This is a genomic window from Cohnella terricola (genome assembly GCF_007786475.1).
GTDB lineage: Bacteria > Bacillota > Bacilli > Paenibacillales > Paenibacillaceae > Cohnella > Cohnella terricola.
Window position 1 is genome coordinate 160,013 of record NZ_VNJJ01000009.1, and the last position, 22,973, is coordinate 182,985.

Genomic DNA, 22,973 nt, shown 5'->3' on the forward strand with positions numbered 1-22,973 from the left:
ATCGGATACACGACCCTAATCTCATTTGGGGTCGTTTTTATTTAGGTCGCCGAAATACGATTTTATGCGATAGAGGGGGAGAGTACGATGCCGATCAAAGTGCCAGACAACTTGCCGGCGAAAGAAGTTCTTGCGGGAGAAAATATTTTCGTAATGGACGAAAGCGTTGCATACCATCAGGATATTCGCCCATTGCGCATAGCGATCCTGAATCTGATGCCGACGAAGGAAACGACCGAAACCCAGTTGCTTCGTCTTATCGGCAATACGCCGCTGCAACTGGAAGCGGTACTGTTGCATCCGAAAACGCACCTGTCCAAGAACACTTCCGCTGAACATTTGGCTAGCTTCTATAAAACGTTCGACGATATCAAAGACGAGCAATACGACGGGATGATTATTACCGGAGCCCCAGTCGAGCATCTTCCATTCGAGGAAGTGAATTATTGGGACGAATTGAAGGAGATCATGGATTGGACGGTCAACAACGTGACGTCGACCTTCCATATATGTTGGGGAGCGCAAGCGGGCTTGTATCACCATTTCGGAGTGCCGAAATACCCGCTGGATGACAAAATGTTCGGCGTGTTCTCTCACGGCGTATCCAAACCTAACGTTCCGCTTCTCAGAGGGTTCGACGAAATGTTTTACGTGCCGCAATCTCGGCATACGGAAGTGCGCCGGGAAGACGTCGCGAATCATCCTGGCTTAGAAATTTTATCGGAGTCCGAGGATGCGGGCGTCTACATCGCGGCGACTGCCGACGGCAAACAGATATTCGTGACAGGACATTCCGAATACGATTCACAATCTTTGAAGTGGGAATATGATCGCGATAAGGCGAAAGGACTGCGCATTAACGTTCCGATAAATTATTTCCCGAACGACGATCCCGAGAAGTTCCCGGTATCGACATGGCGCGCGCACGCGAATCTGTTATTCTCCAATTGGCTGAACTATTATGTCTACCAAGCTACACCTTACGAGCTTGGCAAGGCAAATCAAAACACGTTGCGTTAGGGAGGCAATTCACCGACATGAAGATCGAGAGTCGTCTGGCCCAGATCGGGTCGCAGAATGATCCGCAAACCGGAGCGGTCAGTTTTCCCATCTATCACTCGACCGCATTCCGCCATCCACGTTTAGGACAAAGCACGGGGTTCGACTACTCCCGTTCCAAGAACCCGACGCGGGCTGTACTTGAAGCCGCTGCGGCGGATCTGGAGAGCGGCGATGCCGGTTTCGCGACAAGTACCGGCATGGCCGCCCTGCAAATCGTTTTCTCCTTGTTCAGCCAAGATGACCATTTGCTTGTCTCGCTCGATCTTTACGGCGGTACTTACCGCTTGCTGGAGCAAGTGATGTCGCGCTTCGGCGTGACGGCAACCTATCTCGATACGAACGATCTGGATGCCCTGGAGTCGCACCGGAAGCCGAATACGAAAGCGATCCTGATCGAGACGCCGACGAACCCTCTAATGATGGTGACCGACATCGCCAAAGTGGCGGCTTGGGCGAAGCAAAAAGGGCTGCTCACGATCGTGGACAACACGCTCCTGACGCCTTTCTTTCAACGTCCGATAGAACTGGGAGCAGATATCGTCGTTCATAGCGCAACCAAATACTTGGGCGGGCATAACGATGTTCTTGCCGGATTGATCGTGACCAAAGGCGAGAAGCTTTCGGCTGACGTCGCGTTTCTGCATAACTCGATCGGCGCCGTGCTCGGTCCGCAGGACTCCTGGCTGCTGATGCGGGGCATGAAGACGCTGGCGCTCCGCATGGAACGCCACCAAGCGAACGCTACGAAACTTGCGAAATGGTTAAAAGAGCATCCTTCCGTAGAAGAGGTTTATTATCCGGCTCTTCCCGATCATCCGGGGCATGCTATTCAGAACGCGCAGTCGTCGGGCAACACGGGAATATTCTCATTCAGAATGAAGGACGCCCGCACGATCGAACCGATCTTGCGCCACATTCAACTGATCGCGTTCGCGGAAAGCTTGGGAGGCGTGGAATCGCTGATGACTTATCCGGCTATTCAGACCCATGCAGATATTCCGGAAGAAATTCGTCGGGCAGTTGGCGTAGACGACAGGCTGCTGCGGTTTTCCGTTGGGCTTGAGCACGCCGACGATCTTCTGAGCGACCTCAAACAAGCGATCGAAGCGGCGGAGCGGGAAATCGGCGGATAATGAATCGGAGGAGCATTGAAATGAAATACGATTTCGACCGAAGAATCGATAGGACCGGAACGGCTTCTTATAAATGGGATCAATCGGAGAAGCTTTTCGGTAGCAAGGATATATTACCGTTATGGGTCGCGGATATGGACTTTGAAGCGCCCCGGGAAGTCGTGGAAGCCGTTACCCGCAGGGCCGAGAAAGGCATATACGGTTATACGGCGCGACCGCAATCCTATTACGATGCAATTGTCGGATGGTTGTCCCGGCGTCACGGCTGGACGATTCAGCAGGAATGGATCTCTTCCAGTCCCGGAGTCGTTCCGGCGCTCAGCGTGATGGTACAAGCATTTACGGAACCCGGAGACGGAATTATTCTTCAATCGCCCGTATATTATCCGTTCTACGACGTCATTAAGATGAACGGAAGAACGATCGTGGACAATCCCTTAATCTTGCAAGACGGCCGCTACACGATGGACTACGAATTGTTGGAGAGACAGGCGCGGGACGGCGCGAAAATGCTGCTTCTCTGCTCGCCGCACAATCCGGGAGGACGCGTCTGGACCCGAGAAGAGCTGGAAAAAGTCGGAGAAATCTGCGCGAAATACGGCGTTCTCGTCGTGGCTGACGAAATCCACCACGATCTTGTATTTTCGGGACATAAGCATACTCCTTATGCATCCTTGTCGGATACTTGGGCACAAAATTCCGTCACTTGCATCGCGCCGAGCAAAACGTTTAACCTGGCAGGCCTGCAATCTGCGGCCGTTATTATTCCTAACGCGGACATTCGCCGCAAATATAACGAGTTGCTCAAAACGTTATCCATTCACATGGAGACCTATTTCGGATTAACGGCGACAGAAGTCAGCTACACGTTTGGTGACGAGTGGCTGGATCAATTGCTCGTCTATCTGGAAGGCAATTTGCAGGCGCTGCTCGAGTTCATGAGAGAGCGGCTTCCGGAAGTTAAAATCATTAAACCTGAAGGCACTTACTTGGTATGGATGGATTGCTCGGCCATCTCGAATCAGCCTCAGGAGTTGAAGCAATTGATGTTCAACAAGGCGGGCGTAGCCTTTAGCGAAGGCTCCGTCTTCGGCAAGCAGGGCGCCGGTTACTTACGGGTCAACATCGCCTGTCCGCGTTCGCTGCTGCTGGAAGCATTGGATAAATTCGCGAAAGCCGTTCGCGCGTAATGTAACGATGCTGTTTTATGGGAAACCGAATCATCACCGCCGCGGTCTTGTCGCCTCTTAGGTGACGATCGCGGTATTTTTGTGTTACGATGGATGAAGCGAGTAATGAGGACTAAAGTCCAGCAAGAAGGAGGGTCCGTGGATGAGTAAAGTGGACCGAATATTGGATGGGGCTTTGCAAGGCAAACGGCTGCAAATAGAGGATATCGTCGCTCTATACGAAAGCGATGAAATAGAGAAAATGGGACATACGGCGAACCGGATCATGCTGAACAAGCATCCGGAGCCGATTACGACTTTTGTCGTTGGACGCAACATCAACTATACGAACGTATGCGACGTATACTGCAGATTTTGCGCGTTTTATCGGGCTCCCGGTTCCAATGAAGGCTACGTTCTGCCCGACGAATTGATCTTCCAGAAAATACAGGAGACGATCGACGTTGGCGGAACCGAGATTTTGATGCAGGGCGGCACGAATCCGGACTTGCCTTTCAGCTACTACCTGGATTTGCTGCGCGCCATCAAGCAGCGTTTTCCCGAAATTACAATGCATTCGTTCTCGCCGGCTGAAATTCGCAAAATGCAGGTCGTGGCCGGGGACATTCCGCTTGAGGACGTCATTCGCCAATTGCATGAAGCGGGCCTCGATTCCCTGCCCGGCGGCGGCGCGGAAATTTTGGACGACCGTACCCGTAAAAAAATCAGCCGTATGAAAGGCTCTTGGCGCGACTGGATGGACGTCATGACAACCGCGCACAAGATCGGCATGAACACGACGGCTACGATGGTTATCGGCTTCGGAGAAACGTACGAGGAGCGGGCTCTGCACCTGCTTCGCGTCAGAGAAGCTCAAGATGAATGCTTGAACAACAATTATCCGTCTCCCGGATTTTTGGCGTTCATTCCATGGACGTTCCAGCCAGACAATACAAACCTGAAACGCGAGAAATCCACGCCAGAGGATTACTTAAAGACGCTTGCAATTAGCCGGATCGCCCTCGACAACATCGATAATTTCCAATCCTCTTGGGTAACGATGGGACCGGAAGTCGGCAAGCTGTCCCTGCAATACGGCTGTAACGATTTCGGGAGCACGATGATCGAGGAGAACGTCGTATCGGCCGCGGGAACGACCCACAAGGTCAATATCGAACTTATCTTGAAGCTCATTCGTGAGGCAGGCAAAATTCCTGCCCAGCGCAATACGAAATACGATATTCTTAAAGTGTACGAAGAGAACGAAAGCGTCTCGAAGGATTACATTATGCAAAATTAAGTTGCGGCAACATGATAAAAAGGCCGGCTATAGGCGATTTCCTCGCCTTTGGCTGGCCTTTTGCCGTTTTCGGACGAACGGAACATCAAAAATGTACCATAAGCGAATGCCCATCGTATATCCCTTTTTGGGCCACCATATAGTAAGTAACAAGCATGTAGGGTGGAGGCGGGGAAATGAAAAAGATGGAGTTCGTCGTATCCTACGGTAACGATCACTCTTCCTTGGAACGATTGGCCGGTATGTTGAATCGGGCAATGGTCGGCACGGAGAATCCGGTGGACAGCGTGCAATTGGAGCTCAGCCAGGAAGACGGCGTCATTCGCTGTCAATTTCCTTTAGGGCCGGGTTCGGAAGGCAAAAAGAGCTACTGCGATCGAGTAGGGCGAATACTTGCGGAATATACGTTATCGGAGCAGGAGCCTACGTTGCTGCGGAAGCTGTTTCAATATCGTTTCGGCCTTCAAGACGAGATGGAGACGGACATCCTGATCGCGGAGGCCGTTGCGCTGTTAGACGGAGAGCCGGATATGGGCGAAGGATGGATGGGGCGGGGCAGGGAACGTAGATTGCTGAAGCTGGCAGCCCGTTTTTCACAATACTTAGAAGAGCATAAACAGCTTCACTTGGACGGTTTTGTGCAATTCCGGCTTAGAGATTACCGGGCGGAAGTACAGGAGGCAGCGGAGACGGCGATCGAGGAACGGCTGATGGAAAAGCAATATCAAGATTTTATGGCGCTGCTTAAATCGATGGTCGAGTGGCAGGAAATCAGAACGTCTACCGTCCATGTGCTTCACTCCGGAGGCCACGCGTTCCGGTTGCTCGATGAAGAAATGCGACCGCTCGATCATGACGCCGATCAGACCAAAGCCGGTACCGACGGGATGCCGGATGAGCAGGAGGAGAGCCTTGTCGTCAGCCGCTTGCTTGCCGCTTCGCCGCGTCAATTGTATATTCATACCTCCGAACCCGATTCTCAGGTCATCCGAACGATCATCGGGATTTTCGGGGAGCGGGCAGAGCTTAACCCAGGCTTGCCGGCCCATTGACGGTGCCGGCGAGCTGTCGCTTCGCCCTTGACTGATCGGCCCCCCTGTCGTTATAATGATCGATATCACACCACATTCAGAAGCGATGAGAAAGACAAACGGCGCTAGAGCTGGACGGCACAGAGAGAGGAACCTCGGCTGCAAGTTCCTTCCGCAACCTCCTGGCGTTTACCCCTTTCGAGCTGCAGGGATGAATTCGCGGTCGGTTATACCGGCGGCGTTAGTATTCCCGGCCGGGTCATGACCGTTATATTCATGCCAGAGGATCGGATGATAACGTATCGCCGATTAATGGAGGGTGGAACCACGGGCCGCACAGAGCACCCGTCCCTTTTGGGATGAGGTGTTTTTTTGTTTCCCAAAATAGTTAAGGAGGCTATGGAAATGTCGATTCAAATCAAACTTCCGGACGGAGCGGTTCGCTCGTACGATGCGGGCGTAACGATCGAAGAGATCGCCCAGTCGATCAGCCCGGGACTTCGGAAAGTCGCGGTCATCGGTAAAGTAGACGGCAAACAGGTGGATCTGAACACACCGATCGAGAAGGACGCCGCTTTGGAGATCGTAACACTCGACAATGCGGAAGGGCTCGAGGTGATGCGGCACAGCACGGCGCATTTGATGGCACAGGCGATCAAGCGCGTCTATGGAGCGGACAAGGTGAAGTTGGGTATCGGGCCGGTCATCGAAGACGGCTTCTATTACGATATCGATATGGAACAATCCATTACGCCCGAAGATCTGGCGCTGATCGAGAAGGAAATGGAGAAGATCGTCAAAGAAAACTTGCCGATCGTCAGAAGAGAAGTCAGCCGCGAAGAAGCGCTGCAGATTTTCGGGGAGATTGAAGATCCGCTGAAGCTTGAACTTATTCGCGATCTGCCGGAAGGCGTGGCGATTACGATCTACGATCAAGGCGAGTTTTTCGATCTTTGCCGCGGTCCCCATCTTCCTTCGACGGGGCGTATCAAGTCGTTTAAGCTGCTTAGCGTAGCCGGCGCCTATTGGCGCGGAGACAGTAAAAATAAAATGCTGCAACGGATTTATGGCACGGCTTTCGCGAAGAAATCCGAATTGGATGAGCACCTTCATTTCTTGGAAGAGGCGAAAAAACGGGATCACCGCAAGCTTGGCCGCGAATTGAAAATGTTCACCTTCTCCCGCGAAGTCGGTCAGGGACTCCCGCTCTGGCTTCCGCATGGAGCCAAAGTTCGCCGGACGCTGGAGCGATACATCGTCGACCTCGAAGAAAGACTGGGCTATACTCACGTATATACGCCTGTTCTCGCGAACGTTGATTTGTACAAAATTTCCGGACACTGGGAGCACTATCAAGAGGATATGTTCCCTAAGATGGAGCTCGACAACGAAGAGCTCGTACTCCGTCCGATGAACTGCCCGCACCATATGATGATTTATAAGAGCGACATGCGCAGCTATCGCGATCTCCCGATACGGATCGCCGAACTCGGCACGATGCACCGTTACGAAATGTCCGGAGCATTGACCGGCCTTCATCGGGTTCGCGCGATGACGCTGAACGACGCCCATATTTTCTGTCGACCGGATCAGATCAAGGAGGAATTCACTCGCGTCGTCAATCTAATTCGCCAAGTGTACGAGGATTTCGGCATTAAAGAATACCGTTTCCGCTTATCGTACCGGGATCCTAAGGATACCGAGAAATATTGGCCGGACGACGAAATGTGGGAGACTTCGCAACGCATGCTGCGCGAAGTCGTGGAAGAGCTCGGCTTGCCGTTCTTCGAAGCGGAAGGCGAAGCCGCGTTCTACGGTCCGAAGCTTGACGTTCAGATCAAAACCGCGCTCGGCAAGGAAGAGACGCTATCCACCGCGCAGCTCGACGTTCTTCTTCCCGAACGTTTCCAACTGGAATACGTCGGGGACGACGGCAAAAAACATCGCCCCGTCGTTATTCACCGGGGCATCATCAGCACGATGGAGCGCATGACCGCGTTCTTGCTTGAGAACTTCGCCGGCGCGCTGCCCGTATGGCTGTGCCCGGTTCAAGCGAAGCTGATTCCGGTTAACCCGGTCTACGAGCCTTACGTCAAACAAGTGGAAGAGAAACTTCTGCAAGCTGGCGTTCGAGTCGAAGCTGATCTGCGAAACGAGAAACTCGGTTACAAAATTCGCGAGGCGCAGCTCGAGAAAATACCGTACATGCTCGTCATCGGAGAGAACGAATCGACGAACGGCACCGTATCGGTTCGCCGCCGGGGCGAAGGGGATTTGGGCTCTGAATCGGTAGAGGAATTCGTTGCTCGCATTACCGGAGAGATCGCGTCAAAACGCGTCGACTAACCGGTGATTACAGCAATGCAAAGGTGGGGGGTGTCCCACAAGTCATTTTAAATGACTGAGGGATACCCTTCTTTCATTTCGTTATCGATTGTAGTTTTAGCGGGGCATGTATCTCCTTCCGGTGTCTGTTGCCGTCGTGAATTTTTGAATTGGTAACCTCGTAACGAGGAAAATTCACGACGGCAAAGGCCAACGCTCCGCTCCTACAGGAGATACATGCCCCTCTTTTCTCATCGATTACTGTTAATAAATGCATCAAATACTCAAAAAGAAATCGCTCTCTGGTAAAATGGAGGTACCACCCAACCATTTACGAAAGGAACGATTTCTTTGTACATTCAATATACCATGGACCAACTTTGCCTGCCAATGGACCTCGAGGATGACATTCCTCAAAACCACCTCGTTCGTGTCGTTAATGCCGCTGTGAACCGTCTGAGCGACAGCATCTTTGCCTCTGCTTACCCTGGCGGTGGCCGAGATAGCTATCACCCAAAGATGCTCACCAAAGTTCTCGTCTACGCCTTCTCGCCAAATCGCCAAAGCCGTCCGCGAGAACGTCATGTTTATGTGGATCGCTGGTAGACAACGGCCAGATTTCCGCACCATTAACCGGTTTCGTTCAGAGCGGATGAAAGAAAGCAGATATAGACCCTGCTCCATCCTCAATTTTACTTTTCACATAGATTTCTTAGGTTGTGCTGTTTCTAAAAGTGATTTCCGATCACTTTTGGGACAGCCCCTTTTTTTGAAAGTGTAAAAACGATATGTCGATATATTCCTACTATATGGTAATTATTCTCTTTTTATCGTGTTTATGATAGAATGAAAATACTTCAATTAAGCATCTTTTTAGGAGTGGCTGAATCCATGAACTTCCTCCGCGATTCAAATTTTCCGGAAGCGTTCAGGTCAGAAGACGAACTGCTGGACGAGCTTTATTCCCAGATGCTTAAAGTCGTTCGCCACAAGCTGTGGCATAAGAACGATGCCGGGGACGTCGTGCAAGAAGCTTGGGTGCGCATACTGGAGAAAAGCTCCACGCTAAGAAACAAGGACAAGCTGATTCCTTGGGCTAAAGCGATTGCCTCCAATCTAGCATCGAACGCGAATCGATCCAGACGTCATGAGAAATATTACGACGATCTGGAGAATGAGATCCCCGACGCGTCAGTCGTCTTCGAACCGGAATCGATGATGGAACTGTCGGATTTACTCGGACAGTTGGATCCTGTTACAAGAACGCTGCTGCTATACAAGTTTTATTATGGATTAAAAGATGCCGAGATCGCTACGGCGTTGCATTTGCCCGTTGGCACCGTCAAAGCCAGAATCCATCGTGGAAAAGCGAGACTGAAGACACAAGTCAAAGAAGGCGACCGCCATACATAATCCCCATACTCTCCGTCCATGCTATGGGATGGAGGTGAGGGAGACAGTGGCCAAAAATAAGAAACAAAAGCCTGGCAATGCAAACGCTTATCAAGAGGAGTTTGCTACGGAAACGAATGCCGGGAATGGAGCGGCAGGCAAATCCACGCATGGGAAATCGACTCCGAGCAAGCGTTAATTTCGTCAGATTCGTGTCAGGTATTCGGAACAGATATGGCAAATATGACATTTAATTTAGAAGGGACCCTTAGGGGTCCCTTTATTTTTGTCGAATTTCAAACTATAATGTTATAAAATGTTACATAATATAAAAAGAAAGAGAAGGGGAGACGGATATGGCACAATGGAAATGGTCATTAGGAGAATTTTATGGAAGAAAATATGACACATCAATGAGTGCTGTTCCTTCAGACATGCAAGCGATCGGTCAAATGATGGAAGAGGCCGTCGTCGTAACGGATCGGCTTCAAGCCGCGGTATCGGAAGTGGATTCGAGCATGGGACAGCTTGAAGCGATTGCGGACCGTTCGGCGGAGCGGGAAGGGACGCTCAGGCAAAACGGCAGGACGGCGATGCGCCGGCTGGAAGAAGCGCTCGTCTCGCTTCGGGAAGTGTCTGCGGCTTCTCGGCATATTCAGGGAGTCACGGAGGAACTGAGCGAGCAGAGCGGAAAGACGAAGGAAATCGTGATCGAAGTATGCCGTTCCTTGAACCATACGGACGTAGTGATGAACGATTTGATCGTGAATCATGGCACGATGGAAGAACGGGTGCACGATCTGATCGCCCAAGCTTCCAAAATCGGCGAAATTAACGAATGGATTCAGGAAATCGTCGCCCAAACCTCGTTGCTCGCTCTTAATGCCGCGATCGAAGCCGCGCATGCGGGGGAGCATGGGAGAGGCTTCTCGATCGTTGCCCAAGAAATCAAAAAGCTGGCGGAGCAGAGCGGTCAGGCGATTAAGCGTTCGACGGGCATCGTGCAGGATATCGAGTCAGGTATACGCCAGGTAGTCGGTTCCGTCGAAAAGGAAAAACAGTCCGTAAAGCTTGGGCTAGAAGAAATGAACAAAACGCGAGAGCGGATGGACGTTATTTTTAATTCTTTTCTTGGCGTAGATGATCATGTCGGTAAAACTTCGGCTTTCGCCGCCGAGCAGGCGGAAAGAACGACGGCCATGAATGCGATGTTAGAGGATGCCGTGAGCTCCGTCGGCGTAACGTTGGCGGCCGTTGACGAGACGTTGGCGAGCAATGATCGGCAGCGGGTTGAAATCGGCAACCTGGGACGGGTTTCCGAGCAACTGAAGGAATCGGCCAACGAATTGGCCGCAGCGATCCAGAGCGCCGGAGGACGCAGCCTTGAAGGCGTAGACGTGGATACGCTGCGTTGGACCGAATGGATGAGAACGTTTCTGTCCGAACATCCCGCGCTTGCCCACATGGAAGAAATGTACCATCGACAAACGCTTGGCGAATGGCTTCGCCGCACGGACGGGATGGAGGCTGTATGGTCCAATCGAATCGACGGTTCCTTCGTCTACTCCGAGCCGACGGCAGGATTGCTGAACGCAAGGGGGCGGGAGTGGTGGAGGAAGGCGATGGTCGGAGAAACGTTCGTGTCGGAACCTTATATTTCCGCGATTACAAAAAAGCCGTGCGTGACGGTATCGATGCCTTTGCAAGGGGATGATGATACGCCTCGCGGAGTAATCGGCATCGACATCGCGGTTTCCTGAGACTGATCGTTCTTGCCTGCTGTAAAATTTTTCTTCTTGAAACGAATGGTAAAGGCGTGTAACATACTCTGGTATGCTTTGAATAAAGCTCGGAAAATCGTACTCATATAATCTTGGGAATACGGCCCAAAAGTTTCTACCGGATAACCATTGCAATTGTCCGACTATGAGTGTGAGCGACGTACTGTTGTATGTTGTAGCTGCGCCTTCTATTAAGGAAGGTGTTGCTTGAGAACGCAATGGTCGACGTGAACGCGATATGGGAGATATTAGCCTTAAGGACAAGCTTATCTTGAGAAACTCATCTCAGGAAGTTTGTCCTTTTTTTATTTTGGGAAGGAGCGGTTGTTAGAGATGAAATTGCTTGAAGAACGCATAAGGCAAGAGGGATTGATCCTGTCCGATACGGTGTTAAAGGTTGATTCGTTTCTGAACCATCAGGTGGACACGGAGCTTGCGCTAGAGATCGGTCGGGAATTCGGTAGAAAATTCGCGGGCGAACCGATTACGAAAGTGTTGACGATCGAAGCCAGCGGCATTCAATTCGCCATGGCCACGGGGATCGCGCTCGGTGTTCCTTTCGTCTATGCGAAGAAAAAGAAAGCCGTCACGCTGGCCGAGGAAGTGTACTCCGCGCCAGTGCATTCCTTTACGCGGCAGGAAACCTATCAAGTCAGCGTCTCCCGTAAATATATCGGCCCTGGCGATAAAGTGCTGATCGTAGACGATTTCCTAGCAACGGGCGCCGCATTGGTCGGGCTTGTCCAAATCGTCAAGGAAGCGGGCGCGGAGCTTGTCGGCGTCGGTTGTGTGATCGAGAAGACGTTTCAAGAAGGCCGAGGACTGCTGGAACAATTGGGAGTCCGCATTCATTCTTTGGCGAGAATTCGTGCAATGTCGCCCGGCGAGATTCATTTTGAAGACTAATTACGAGACATAGGCATTCATTCGATCGTTCGAGGGGAAATCAGATTAATATGTTAAATAAGAAAAAGGTAGTCGCGCTAGGGTTTCAACATGTACTTGCCATGTATGCCGGGGCCGTCATCGTTCCGCTTATCGTCGGAGCGGCTCTGAAGCTGACCGAAGCGCAGATGGCTTACTTGATTGCGGCGGATTTGTTTACGTGCGGTATCGCAACGCTGCTGCAAACGATGGGCACCAAATATTTCGGTAGCAAGCTGCCGGTCGTTCTCGGATGCACGTTTACGGCGGTAGGCCCGATTATCGCGATCGGCATGGCTTCCAATCTGGCGACCGTGTACGGCGCGATTATTATTTCGGGTATTTTTGTTCTAGCGGTCGCTCCGTTGTATGGAAAGCTGCTGAAGTTTTTTCCGAAGATCGTTACGGGCTCCGTCGTCACGATCATCGGCTTGTCCTTGATCCCTGTCGCGATGAATAACGTGGCCGGAGGGCAAGGGCAGCCAGATTTCGGCGAGCCGCGCAATCTGTTGCTCGCATTCGGCACGCTTGTCGTCATTTTGGCGGTTAATCGACTCGCCACCGGATTTGTCCGCGCGATCTCCGTACTGATCGGGCTAGCGGTTGGCACGATCGCAGGTTACGCGCTCGGCGTCGTGGATTTCTCGACCGTCGAGGAAGCGTCTTTGGTCAGCATCGCTCAGCCGTTCTATTTTGGAACACCACAGATTAGCATCACCGCCGTAGTTACGATGATCCTCGTCAATATCGTCAGTATGGTCGAGTCTACGGGCGTTTATTTGGCGGTCGGGAAAGCGATCGACGAGAAAGTCGAACCGAAGCGAATCGTGAACGGGCTTCGGTCCGAAGGGCTCGCGATTATGCTCGGAGGCATTTTTAACGCTTTTCCATATACGGCATTCTCCCAAAATGTCGGACTGATCTCGCTGACTCGGGTGAAGACGAGGAACGTGATATTCGCGGCCGGCGGCATAATGGTCGTTCTGGGACTGCTGCCTAAGCTTGCGGCATTAACGACGGTCATTCCGAGCGCCGTGCTCGGCGGGGCGATGATCGTCATGTTCGGCTCGGTTGCGGCATCGGGGATCTCGATCCTCTCGGAAGTGGACTTGCGCAAAGAGAGGAACCTAATTATCGTCGCCAGCAGCATCGCAGTCGGATTGGGCTCGGCAACGGTTCCGCAGATGTTCGACCTGCTGCCGGATTTCGCCAAAATGCTGCTTCAGAATGGCATCGTGACCGGATCTTTGACCGCGATTGCGCTGAATTTGCTCCTGTCCGAGAAGAGCGAGCCGGTTCCTCTTGAGAAGTCGGATTCTTAATCCGCATCGAAAATCGGCCTTTCATCCATGAATCCCGCCTAAGCGCGGGATTTTTTTTGCGCTTTCGCATCGGTCTGCAGACCGATATCATTTTACAACCCACGCCGCTGTTGTACATGGGGGCGATTCGTTATACTGGGAACAGAAGAAGTCGAAGAAGTTAGTATGTATGTGATGGAGGACAGGGCTATGCATTCATCGACCGTTCACCGCTTGTTGTGGGGACTGTTTATCACGCTCATCGGAGTCGTGTTTTTATTGAATCAAATCGGGTTGATCACGATGGATATCGGCGATCTGATCAGGACGTATTGGCCGGTATTTTTGATCGTTTTCGGCTTGCAGGGCTTGGTGCTGCAGCATGGAGGCGGATTTTGCTGGAATTCGGTGACAGTGCTCGTCGGTTGTTACTTTCTAGGGAGAAACTTAGGCCTCTTGCATTGGGAGATTTCCGACTTTGTCCGATTTATAGTGCCCGTTGCGATTATTCTGTTCGGCATCAATCTCATTTTCAAGGGGAACCGCCCCTCCAGGAGAAGAAGGCGTCACCATCATCAGCCGGATGAAGAGTGGAATTCCGTGCATCCGAGCGCTCCGCCGGAGCCGCCGGGACCTCCTCCTGCGCCACCCGAGTTAGATGAATTCGAGAGGCGGAATCCGATCGATTTGGGCAAAAAGACGCCGCCAGGGCCGACCGATCCTTATCGCGATTCTTATCGGAATGAAACGACTCCCCCGCCCAGGGGGGATGAATACGGCGGTTGGAAGACGAGTCATCAGCACCGAGAATGGTGGAAATCGCAGGATTGGAGCCAGAGCTGGAAAAATAATCATAGCCGATTTATCGGCGACGTCCATCTCGGCAATGATTATTGGGAATTGCGCCCGATGAGTATCTCCCACTTCATCGGCGACACGACGCTTGACTTGACGAAAGCGCAAATCTCCGTCGGCGAAACGCGTGTATACGTCTCGTCTTTCATCGGAGACGTGAAAGTGTTCGTTCCCAACGATCTGAGCGTTGGTCTTCAGGTCGTGTCGAGTTCTCTGATCGGGGACGTGAAAGTGCTGGATCAGAAACGCGGGGGATTGTTTAACCAAATGACCGTGGAAACGCCGTTCTTCGGCGACGCCGACAAACGCGTCGTTCTGATCGTGAGCAGCTTCATCGGCGACGTCCGCGTGACGAAAGTAGGTTAGGCGATGGTTCAGCGGGTTCGTACGAGCAAATGGGCATCCGCGATCTATTCGGGCTTGGCCACGATGGTGGCGATGCTCATCCTCTATTACGGCTTGGCGTCTTTTACCGATAATGCGCCGAATATCGAAACATGGCTATCTTGGATGGGCATCCTTACGGTCGTCCAGATGGCCGTTACCTATTCGTCCGGACAACGGACGCAGCGCAAGATCGATCAGCTGGAGCTCGCGATGAAACAAGCATCCGCGGGAAATTGGGAATACCGGCTGTCCGAAGTGGAGGGAGACGCGTTCTCCGGCGTCTATCACGAAATGAACGTCATGATGGCGAAGCTAGAGGATCGCCTCAAACTGCTTCAACAGCTTGGAGAGAAAGAAGTGCTCGAAGAAATGTCCTCGCAAGAGGCCGCTGTGCTGGAAGAGAGAAAACGGCTCGCTAGAGACCTTCACGATACGGTCAGCCAACAATTGTTCGCATTGCACATGTCGGCGTCTTCGCTCCCCAAGTTGCTGGAGAAAGATTCGGAACATGCGCAGAAAGTCATGGAACAATTGATCGCCATGTCGTCGACAGCTCAGAAGCAGATGCGCGGTTTGATCGCTCAATTGAGGCCGATGGAGCTGCAGGGCAAGACGCTCGAGGAAGCGCTCGGACGATGGTTTCCGGATTATTGCCGCCAGAACGGGCTGCAAGGAACGCTCGACATCCAGATTGGCGATCGGATATCGGAGGCGAAAGAGCATCAGCTATTCCTCATTATTCAAGAAGCGATGGCTAACGTCGTTAAGCATGCAGATGCGCAAAGCGTGCGTCTGTTCCTCGGAGAGACCGATCGCCAAATTTCCTTATCTATTGAAGATAACGGAACGGGGTTCAGAAGCGGACAAGTTCGGCCCGGCGGTTACGGGCTGTCGACGATGAAGGAAAGAGCCCAGAAGCTGGGCGGGGAAGCGGAGATCGTGACGAAACCGGGTTCGGGGACAAGGGTTCGGGTATGGTTCCCCAAGTTTGCGGCCGATTCCGAGCCAACGTTGGCGCAGAAGGTAAAAAAGAATGTGGGAGCGGATAAGGAATGACGGATACCGCATGGAAAGTGCTGATCGTGGACGACCACGAAATGGTTCGTATGGGTTTGCGCACGTACCTCATGCTCGATTCGAGGTTCGAAGTCATCGGCGAAGCCGGAGGGGGCAAAGACGCGATTGAGACACTCGCTCGCGGAGGATACGACGGGAAGATGCCTCAGATCGTCCTGATGGATCTGATGATGCCCGAGATGAACGGGGTCGAGACGACGCGCGAGCTTCTAAGCCACTACCCCGAGCTGAGGATAATTATTCTGACAAGCTTCCTTGAGGATGAGAAAGTCGTGGAAGCGATCGAAGCGGGCGCGGTCAGTTACGTCCTGAAAACCGTGTCGGCAGACGAACTTATCTATGCGATGCAAGGCGCGGTCAGAAATATGCCGGTCATGAGCGGAGACGTCTCCCAAGCGCTGACAAGAGGGCTTCGCAAACGGTCGGTAAGCCAAGAAGTGGAAGGATTGACTGAGCGGGAGCGCGAGGTGCTGCTTCTCATTGCCGAAGGGAAAAACAATAAGGACATCAGCGACGAACTGCACATTAGCATTAAAACGGTCAAAACGCACGTCAGCAACCTGTTGATGAAGTGCGAGCTTGAAGACCGTACGCAATTGGCCATTTACGCGCATCGCAAAGGTTGGGTCAAAGAAGGATAATTTGGGCAGCGAGGGAAACGCTATGAAATAAAAAGGGGGTTCCCTGGCATGCGCGTTCTTTCTTCTTCCCTGACCTCGCAAATACACGATTACGGAGTATCCCGCGAATTGCTCTCCAATCGGGGGTTTGTGCTAGGCGGCAATTGGGAATACGACCGAGGTTCCTTCGATTGCGCGTTGGATGACGATCATAAAGTGTGGCTTCGCTTGCCGTTCGTAGTGACGGCTGGGAAACTGGACGGCGAAGCTGAACCAATGGATACCGAAATCAAGTTCGGTGAGCCCTACGTATTAAAACATCTATATCAAGAAGGGTTGGATGAGGAAGCGCAGGCGAGTACGCTGGGTGGACTGTTGAATCAATTTTCCGATCCGGTCGATCCGGATGACGGAATCGAGTCCGCCTGGATCGAACGAGCAAAGAGAAAGCTGAACGAGATCGAGACGATCTATTCGAACCCGTAAGGAGCAAAGCGGCACGCAGGTGCCGTTTTTATTTTGGCATTTTGGGCGTAGGCTTTTACTTCGTTCTCATTTAAGTTTAAGATAGTTTTAAGGAAACGGGATTAATATACGGATATGAAGTTCAGAACGGCGACAGCTTCCCAGCTGCGCGAGGAGGTTATTTCAATGGAAGACGAAAACAAAAAACCGGAACAGTCGCAGGGTTTCACATATGGAGAGAAGAAGGAGAGCGATCCTTACGCCGAAGTGCGCAAGGATTCCGAGCCTTATACATTCGGGCCGTTTGGCGGTGCGAGCTCCAACAACGGATCTAATCCATACGGCGAGGGAGATCGGTCGGGGGAGCAGCCGACGAATATCGTAGACGTGACCCCGGTGGCGAAGGAATATCGGCCGTTTACGGTATCCGGCGGCACGGTGCGAAACGATTGGGGCGGCAAACCGCCGCGCCGGACGTCGTTTATGGCGATCTTCGCCTCGTTTATGGTCGGGGTTCTCGTCGTCGGCGGTTTAATGTTCACGGCCGATAGGCAAAATTGGTTCTCATCCGATATATTCGGCGGAACGCCCAAAACGCAGGACGTTTCGGCCAAGCCCGTCAACAATCCCGTTAACAACAGCGCGGACGTCGTACGGCCGAACAACATCGCCAAAATATTCGAGCAAGCTTCTCCTGCGGTCGTCAAGATCGAGACTTATGCCGTCGTACAGCAGAACGGCGGTACCTGGGAAGACGACTTCTTCCGTCAGTTCTTCGGCGACAATTATGGCAGGAACGGCGACAACGGAAGCAAGAACGGTCAGGGAGATCTGCAAGAGAGTGGCATGGGTTCGGGATTTATTTTCGATTCGACGGGATATATCCTAACGAACCAGCATGTCATTGGGGGCGCTTCGGAAATTAAAGTTACGGTGGAAGGACACGATCAACCTTATACCGCTAAGCTGCTCGGTTCGAGCTCCGAACTGGATCTGGCAGTATTGAAAATCGAAGGCAACGACTTCCCGACGCTGAAGCTCGGCGACTCTAGCAGCATGAACATGGGTGATTGGGTTGTCGCCATCGGCAACCCGGTCGGATTCGAGCATACGATCACGGTCGGCGTCCTCAGCTCCAACGAGCGCGAGATCACCATACCGGACGGCAACAGCACGCGGAAATATCAGCATCTGCTGCAGACGGACGCTTCGATTAATCCCGGCAACTCCGGCGGTCCGCTCTTGAATCTGAACGGCGAAGTCATTGGCATTAATACCGCCGTCAGCACGCAAGCGCAAGGAATCGGGTTCGCGATTCCGACAAGCACGATCACGGACGTTCTCGAGAACTTGAAGAATAACACGAAAATTCCTCAGAGGCCGGCTCCGTTCATCGGCGCGACGCTGATGGACGTAACGGACGACATTGCACAACGGTTAGGTCTCGACAAAAACGTAAAAGGCTCGTTCGTTCGCGAGGTTCTGTTCGGCTCCCCGGCTTACAAAGCGGATTTGCGGCAATACGACGTCATTACGGGCATGGAAGGCAAAGACTATAAGACAATGAAAGATCTGATCGCCGCGATTCAGAAGAAAAACGTCGGCGACAAGGTGAAGCTGGACGTTCTCCGCGGAGAGAAACAGATCGAGGTCACGGTTGAAATCGGCGATAAGAACGAATTTAATATTCAGCAGTAAATCTTTGGATATAAACATGGAGCGGGAGGCCTTAGATGGTGTCCCGCTCTCGTTGCATGAGGAGGACGTTCCCTTTGAGACCCCATATCGCAGTTATTGACGACGACGAGAAAATCACGGCTTTGCTTCGCCGCAGCCTGGCTTTCGAAGGTTATGAGATTACGACGGCTTCAGATGGGGCGGATGGCTTGCGGGTGCTCAGCCAGCGGCAAGCGGATCTGATCATTCTGGACGTGATGATGCCGAAAATGGACGGCTGGGAAGTGTGCAGAAGGTTGCGCGAGGCCGGCATTTCTTCGCCGATTCTTCTGCTCACGGCTAAAGACGACGTGATGGACAGGGTCAGAGGGCTCGATCTGGGCGCCGACGATTATTTGGTCAAGCCGTTCGCGCTTGAGGAACTGATGGCGCGGGTAAGAGCGTTGCTGCGCAGACGGCCGGACAAGTCCGAAGAAGGGGGGCAATATCGTTTCGAGGACTTGCTTATGGACGTCGACGGACGCGAGATCATACGCGGCGACCGGCGAATTGATCTGACGGCAAAAGAATTCGATCTGCTCCATCTGTTCATGCAGAACCCGAAACGGGTGCTTTCCAGGGATCTCATCATGGAAAGAATCTGGGGGTACGATTACAGTGGGGAATCCAACGTCCTCGAGGTCTACGTTGCGATGCTTCGTCAGAAGCTTGAAGATAACGGAGAGAAGAGATTGATCCAGACTGTGAGAGGCGCCGGTTACGTCCTGAAAGGAGAAAGCTAAAGCATGTCTATCCGGCTTCGGCTAACGTTATGGTATTCAGGATTGCTGGCGGTGGCGTTGATCGCTTTCGGCATCATCATATACGGCGTCGTGCAGAACAATACGATGTCGGACTTGAAAGATCAGCTTAGGCGGATCGATCGGGACACTCAGGTAAACTTTACGCCGACGATCAGGCTCACCGGTACGGTGCGGACTTCGATCGATTTGAATTCGATTTATATCCAGATCGTGAATTACACGCAGACGGTATCGGGCGTGATAGACGAAAGAACCTTGAATATGACCCAGAAACCCGATCGAGGAGAGCTTGAATTCCATTATCCGAAACAAAATGAATTAACTCTCGGCAAAAATCGTTATGTTTCGCAGGAAGTAAACGGCTTTCCGTTTCTTATTCTCGAGAGGCCGCTATCGTATAAAGGCAGTGTCGTCGGTTTGCTGCAGATCGGGGCCTGGACGGGGCGGGAGACTCATCTGCTCTCGCAATTGCGCACAATTCTTTGGTTCTCGGGAGCGGCGGGGCTGATTGCGGCTTTCTTCCTCGGCATGTTCCTGTCGCGCAAGGCGTTAATGCCGATTAATCGCGTCACGGAAGCGGCGGAACGTATTCAGAGTGGATCGGAGCTAAGCCTGAGAATTCCTAGAGAAAAGCCCAATGATGAAATTGGCAGGTTAACGGATACGCTGAACGCGATGATCTCCGGAGTCGAGCGGGCCTATAAGAATCTGGAAGATTCCAACGCGGCGCAAAAAAGGTTCGTTTCCGACGCGTCCCATGAGTTGCGTACGCCGCTGACTACGATAAGGGGCAATGTGGATTTACTTGAGAAAATTTGGCTGAGCGAAGGGGCGGCGCAGTTGCCCAGCGGCGGGAGTGTCGAGCAAGATAAGGCCGGTTTGGTGCTAACCGATGGGGACAGGCGGGAAATGTCCCTTGAATCGATTCGGGATATCGCGGACGAAGCGCGCCGGATGAGCGGACTCGTTAACGATCTGTTGTCGCTTGCGAGAGCGGATGCGGGTTATGCGATGGAAATGGAAAACGTCGCGCTGCGACCGCTCGCCGAAGAAGCCGCTCGTCGAGCCTCCTTCCTGCCCCGGAAAGCGGAATGGGCGGTAGGGCCTCTGGACGCGCTTGACGGAGTCGAAGCAAAAGGAAATCGCGATTATTTGCTTCAATTGCTCTTTATCTTGATCGAGAATGGGTTTAAGTATACGCCAACGGGTATCGTTCGACTGTATGCCGCGTTATCCGACGGATACGTCGGGCTGGCGGTTGCCGACACCGGAATCGGAATCGGTGCCGAAGAAGTGCCTCATATCTTCGAACGATTCTATCGCGTGGACGTATCCCGCGGCGAAACGTCGGGAACCGGGCTGGGACTTTCGATCGCCAAATGGATCGCCGACATGCACCACGCCCGGTTCGAAGTACGCTCGAAGTTGGGAGAAGGCACGGTGTTCACGCTGTGGCTTCCGATTCTAAAGCAGGAAAAGCAGGAGTGGCAGCTTCCGTCATAAACGGCAAGGCCGGAGCGTGATCAGCGCGCGAGGCTTTGCCGTTTTCCTATGTTTGACGCTCCTTTCCCCGGTTTCATTAATAAGTTATAATAGAAATAGAGTCGGTGCGCCCATCGAACTCCGTACAAAAAGACAATGGGCGAGAAAGCAGGCGTGGGGAATGGAAGTCGTTAAAATATCGCCAAGAGGATACTGCTACGGCGTGGTGGATGCGATGGTATTGGCCATTCAGACGGCGCGCAATCTGGAGTTACCCAGGCCGATTCATATATTGGGAATGATCGTTCATAACAGCCATGTTACTGAGGCTTTCAAAGAAGAAGGCATTATTACGCTTGATGGCCCCAACCGATTGGATATTTTAGAGCAGATCGAGCGAGGTACCGTCATTTTCACGGCTCACGGGGTTTCTCCGGAAGTTCGCGCAAGAGCCAGGGAGAAAGGGTTAACCGTCGTCGACGCGACATGTCCGGATGTCACCAAAACCCACGATCTCATTCGCGAGAAAGTCGACGAAGGTTACGAGGTCGTATATATCGGAAAGAAAAAGCATCCCGAGCCCGAAGGCGCGATCGGAATCGCTCCCGGCCACGTGCACTTGATCGAACGGGAAGAGGATATCGAGAAGTTGAGTCTTGCGACCGAACGTATTATTATTACGAACCAAACGACAATGTCCCAATGGGACATTAAACATCTGATGTCTTTGTTATTAGCCAGATTCCCGACCGCGGAAATTCATAACGAGATTTGCCTGGCTACCCAGGTTCGCCAAGAAGCGGTGGCTAATCAGGCCGGAGAGGCCCAGCTTTGCATTGTTGTCGGAGATCCCCGCAGTAACAATTCCAATCGTTTGGCACAAGTGTCCCAGGAAATCGCGAACGTACCCGCATACCGCGTTGCGGACGTCTCCGAGATTCGCCAGGAATGGCTGCAAGGTCTCGAGCGGGTTGCCGTGACGTCAGGGGCATCCACGCCGACGGCCTTAACGAAAGAAGTCATCTCGTATTTGGAACAATTCGATTCGAATGATCCTTCGACATGGCCGATTACAAGAACGGTTAATCCGAATAAATTACTTCCTAACGTCAAGATGAAATCGGCGGGAGCAAGCAACTAAGAGCGGAATGGCTCATGAGCTTCACCCTATGGAAGGAGCATCTTATGCATCGACTTAAACAATTACGTCGTTGGTTGAAATATAAATATATGTTGCTGCTTCGTGCGAAGGGCGGGGCGTCCATCGTTGCGATGGGATTTGCGATCGGGATTGCCGTGGAGATGTTCACGCTTCCCACTCTGGGATTCGCCTTCGTTCTGATCTTTCCTTTATGCTACTTGCTGAGGGGGAACATGCCGGCCGCTCTGATCGGGTTCGTCGTCGGCAAGATCATCTATATTCCGATGATGTACCCGAACTCCAAGGTGGGCGGCTGGATTCTTCCCAAGCATCTCAGCATAAATCTGCCAGTCGTGCCGGAATGGGTTAATCATCTGCTGCTGACGAACTTGAAATTAATCGTCGGGGGGATGGTTGACGGAGCCGTTCTCGGACTTCTATGTTATTTTCCGATTAAAATTAGTCTAGACATGTATAAGTCGAAACGCAAAGAGAAGAGGAGGCTCAATCGCGTCAAGATGGAAGTCACATCTTCGATCGAGTAGCTCCTTCTAGCAATTGAATCTCATATTAGGCTAGGACCATGAAGAGACTTGTCTTCATGGTCTTTTTGAGCCATCGGGTTGATTAGTGGTGAAAAACATCGTACTTCTGCCTTGTGGGGAGCTGGTGGGGTGCAAGTACGATGAAAAACATCGCTAAGAGGAGTGAGCAGCTACTTTTTGTTCGCCTAATGGTTGATTAGTGGTGAAAAACATCCTACTTCTGCCTTGTGGGGAGCTGGTGGGGTGTAAGTACGATGAAAAACATCGCTAAGAGGAGTGCGCCGCTACTTTTTGTTCGCCTACTGGTTGATTAGTGGTGAAAAACATCGTACTTCTGCCTTGTGGGGAGCTGGTGGGGTGCAAGTACGATGAAAAACATCTGACCTTGCATCGAAAAAGTGGACATAAAGAAAGACCCTCGAAAACCCATTATCCTAACGTCATTCAAGAGATTTAACTTGAAATGGCGGGACATATTGATTGGTGGAATGCGTTCTCCGTCG

Annotated in this window: 21 protein-coding genes, 1 pseudogene and 1 riboswitch; of the genes and pseudogenes, 21 read left to right on the forward strand and 1 reads right to left on the reverse strand. The window is 52.1% G+C overall.

The window, feature by feature from the left end:
• Positions 1-87: 87 nt before the first annotated feature.
• The 21 genes and pseudogenes from metA to FPZ45_RS16835 all read left to right on the forward strand — a co-directional run bounded on the left by metA (position 88) and on the right by FPZ45_RS16835 (position 22,470).
• On the forward strand, positions 88-1,020 hold the full coding sequence (gene metA / locus FPZ45_RS16740; protein WP_144704274.1) for a homoserine O-acetyltransferase MetA: 933 nt from the start codon (positions 88-90) through the stop codon (positions 1,018-1,020).
• A 17-nt stretch (positions 1,021-1,037) separates the two neighbouring features.
• Entirely contained in the window at positions 1,038-2,195 is a 1,158-nt protein-coding gene (locus FPZ45_RS16745; RefSeq protein ID WP_144704277.1) for a PLP-dependent transferase, read from the forward strand.
• 20 nt (positions 2,196-2,215) lie between these two features.
• Positions 2,216-3,385, forward strand: a complete 1,170-nt coding sequence (locus FPZ45_RS16750) for a MalY/PatB family protein (protein ID WP_144704280.1) — start codon at positions 2,216-2,218, stop codon at positions 3,383-3,385.
• A 142-nt stretch (positions 3,386-3,527) separates the two neighbouring features.
• Complete coding sequence (mqnC, locus tag FPZ45_RS16755) at positions 3,528-4,664, forward strand: cyclic dehypoxanthinyl futalosine synthase (RefSeq protein ID WP_144704283.1); 1,137 nt, start codon at positions 3,528-3,530, stop codon at positions 4,662-4,664.
• Between the two features lie 176 nt (positions 4,665-4,840).
• A complete protein-coding gene (gene ytxC, locus FPZ45_RS16760; RefSeq protein ID WP_144704286.1) occupies positions 4,841-5,716 on the forward strand; it encodes a putative sporulation protein YtxC in 876 nt (291 codons plus the stop codon).
• A gap of 384 nt (positions 5,717-6,100) precedes the next feature.
• Positions 6,101-8,041 (forward strand): threonine--tRNA ligase, encoded by a 1,941-nt coding sequence (gene thrS, locus FPZ45_RS16765; RefSeq protein WP_144704289.1) that lies wholly within the window; start codon positions 6,101-6,103, stop codon positions 8,039-8,041.
• Positions 8,042-8,371: 330 nt separating this feature from the next.
• A pseudogene (locus tag FPZ45_RS16770) lies at positions 8,372-8,678 on the forward strand (transposase); the annotation flags it as partial.
• A 233-nt stretch (positions 8,679-8,911) separates the two neighbouring features.
• The gene (locus tag FPZ45_RS16775; RefSeq protein WP_144704292.1) at positions 8,912-9,433 is read left to right on the forward strand and encodes an RNA polymerase sigma factor; all 522 of its coding nucleotides are present in this window, start codon (positions 8,912-8,914) and stop codon (positions 9,431-9,433) included.
• Positions 9,434-9,479: 46 nt separating this feature from the next.
• Positions 9,480-9,611: a hypothetical protein gene (locus FPZ45_RS25895; RefSeq protein ID WP_281284910.1), complete on the forward strand. Its 132-nt coding sequence runs from the start codon at positions 9,480-9,482 to the stop codon at positions 9,609-9,611.
• A gap of 157 nt (positions 9,612-9,768) precedes the next feature.
• Positions 9,769-11,172, forward strand: a complete 1,404-nt coding sequence (locus FPZ45_RS16780) for a methyl-accepting chemotaxis protein (protein ID WP_144704295.1) — start codon at positions 9,769-9,771, stop codon at positions 11,170-11,172.
• 83 nt (positions 11,173-11,255) lie between these two features.
• Positions 11,256-11,359: riboswitch (purine riboswitch) on the forward strand.
• Positions 11,360-11,526: 167 nt separating this feature from the next.
• On the forward strand, positions 11,527-12,099 hold the full coding sequence (locus FPZ45_RS16785; protein WP_144704298.1) for a xanthine phosphoribosyltransferase: 573 nt from the start codon (positions 11,527-11,529) through the stop codon (positions 12,097-12,099).
• A gap of 50 nt (positions 12,100-12,149) precedes the next feature.
• Complete coding sequence (locus FPZ45_RS16790; protein ID WP_144704301.1) at positions 12,150-13,439, forward strand: nucleobase:cation symporter-2 family protein; 1,290 nt, start codon at positions 12,150-12,152, stop codon at positions 13,437-13,439.
• 189 nt (positions 13,440-13,628) lie between these two features.
• Complete coding sequence (liaF, locus tag FPZ45_RS16795) at positions 13,629-14,639, forward strand: cell wall-active antibiotics response protein LiaF (protein ID WP_186438433.1); 1,011 nt, start codon at positions 13,629-13,631, stop codon at positions 14,637-14,639.
• Positions 14,640-14,642: 3 nt separating this feature from the next.
• On the forward strand, positions 14,643-15,716 hold the full coding sequence (locus FPZ45_RS16800) for a sensor histidine kinase (protein ID WP_144704306.1): 1,074 nt from the start codon (positions 14,643-14,645) through the stop codon (positions 15,714-15,716).
• Complete coding sequence (locus FPZ45_RS16805; protein ID WP_144704309.1) at positions 15,713-16,378, forward strand: response regulator; 666 nt, start codon at positions 15,713-15,715, stop codon at positions 16,376-16,378. Before FPZ45_RS16800 ends, FPZ45_RS16805 begins: the two co-directional genes overlap by 4 nt.
• Positions 16,379-16,426: 48 nt before the next feature.
• On the forward strand, positions 16,427-16,843 hold the full coding sequence (locus tag FPZ45_RS16810) for a YugN family protein (RefSeq protein WP_144704312.1): 417 nt from the start codon (positions 16,427-16,429) through the stop codon (positions 16,841-16,843).
• Between the two features lie 165 nt (positions 16,844-17,008).
• Positions 17,009-18,520 (forward strand): S1C family serine protease, encoded by a 1,512-nt coding sequence (locus FPZ45_RS16815; protein WP_144704315.1) that lies wholly within the window; start codon positions 17,009-17,011, stop codon positions 18,518-18,520.
• Positions 18,521-18,594: 74 nt separating this feature from the next.
• Positions 18,595-19,281, forward strand: coding sequence for a response regulator transcription factor (locus tag FPZ45_RS16820; protein ID WP_186438434.1), 687 nt, complete (start codon positions 18,595-18,597; stop codon positions 19,279-19,281).
• Positions 19,282-19,284: 3 nt separating this feature from the next.
• Positions 19,285-20,805: a sensor histidine kinase gene (locus FPZ45_RS16825; protein WP_144704318.1), complete on the forward strand. Its 1,521-nt coding sequence runs from the start codon at positions 19,285-19,287 to the stop codon at positions 20,803-20,805.
• A 160-nt stretch (positions 20,806-20,965) separates the two neighbouring features.
• A complete protein-coding gene (locus FPZ45_RS16830) occupies positions 20,966-21,925 on the forward strand; it encodes a 4-hydroxy-3-methylbut-2-enyl diphosphate reductase (protein ID WP_144704321.1) in 960 nt (319 codons plus the stop codon).
• Positions 21,926-21,969: 44 nt separating this feature from the next.
• A complete protein-coding gene (locus tag FPZ45_RS16835; protein ID WP_144704324.1) occupies positions 21,970-22,470 on the forward strand; it encodes a DUF2062 domain-containing protein in 501 nt (166 codons plus the stop codon).
• Between the two features lie 310 nt (positions 22,471-22,780).
• On the opposite strand, the gene FPZ45_RS25555 is transcribed toward FPZ45_RS16835, so the two are convergent.
• A partial coding sequence (locus tag FPZ45_RS25555) for a hypothetical protein (protein ID WP_222430786.1) occupies positions 22,781-22,973 on the reverse strand: 193 nt, incomplete at its 5' end.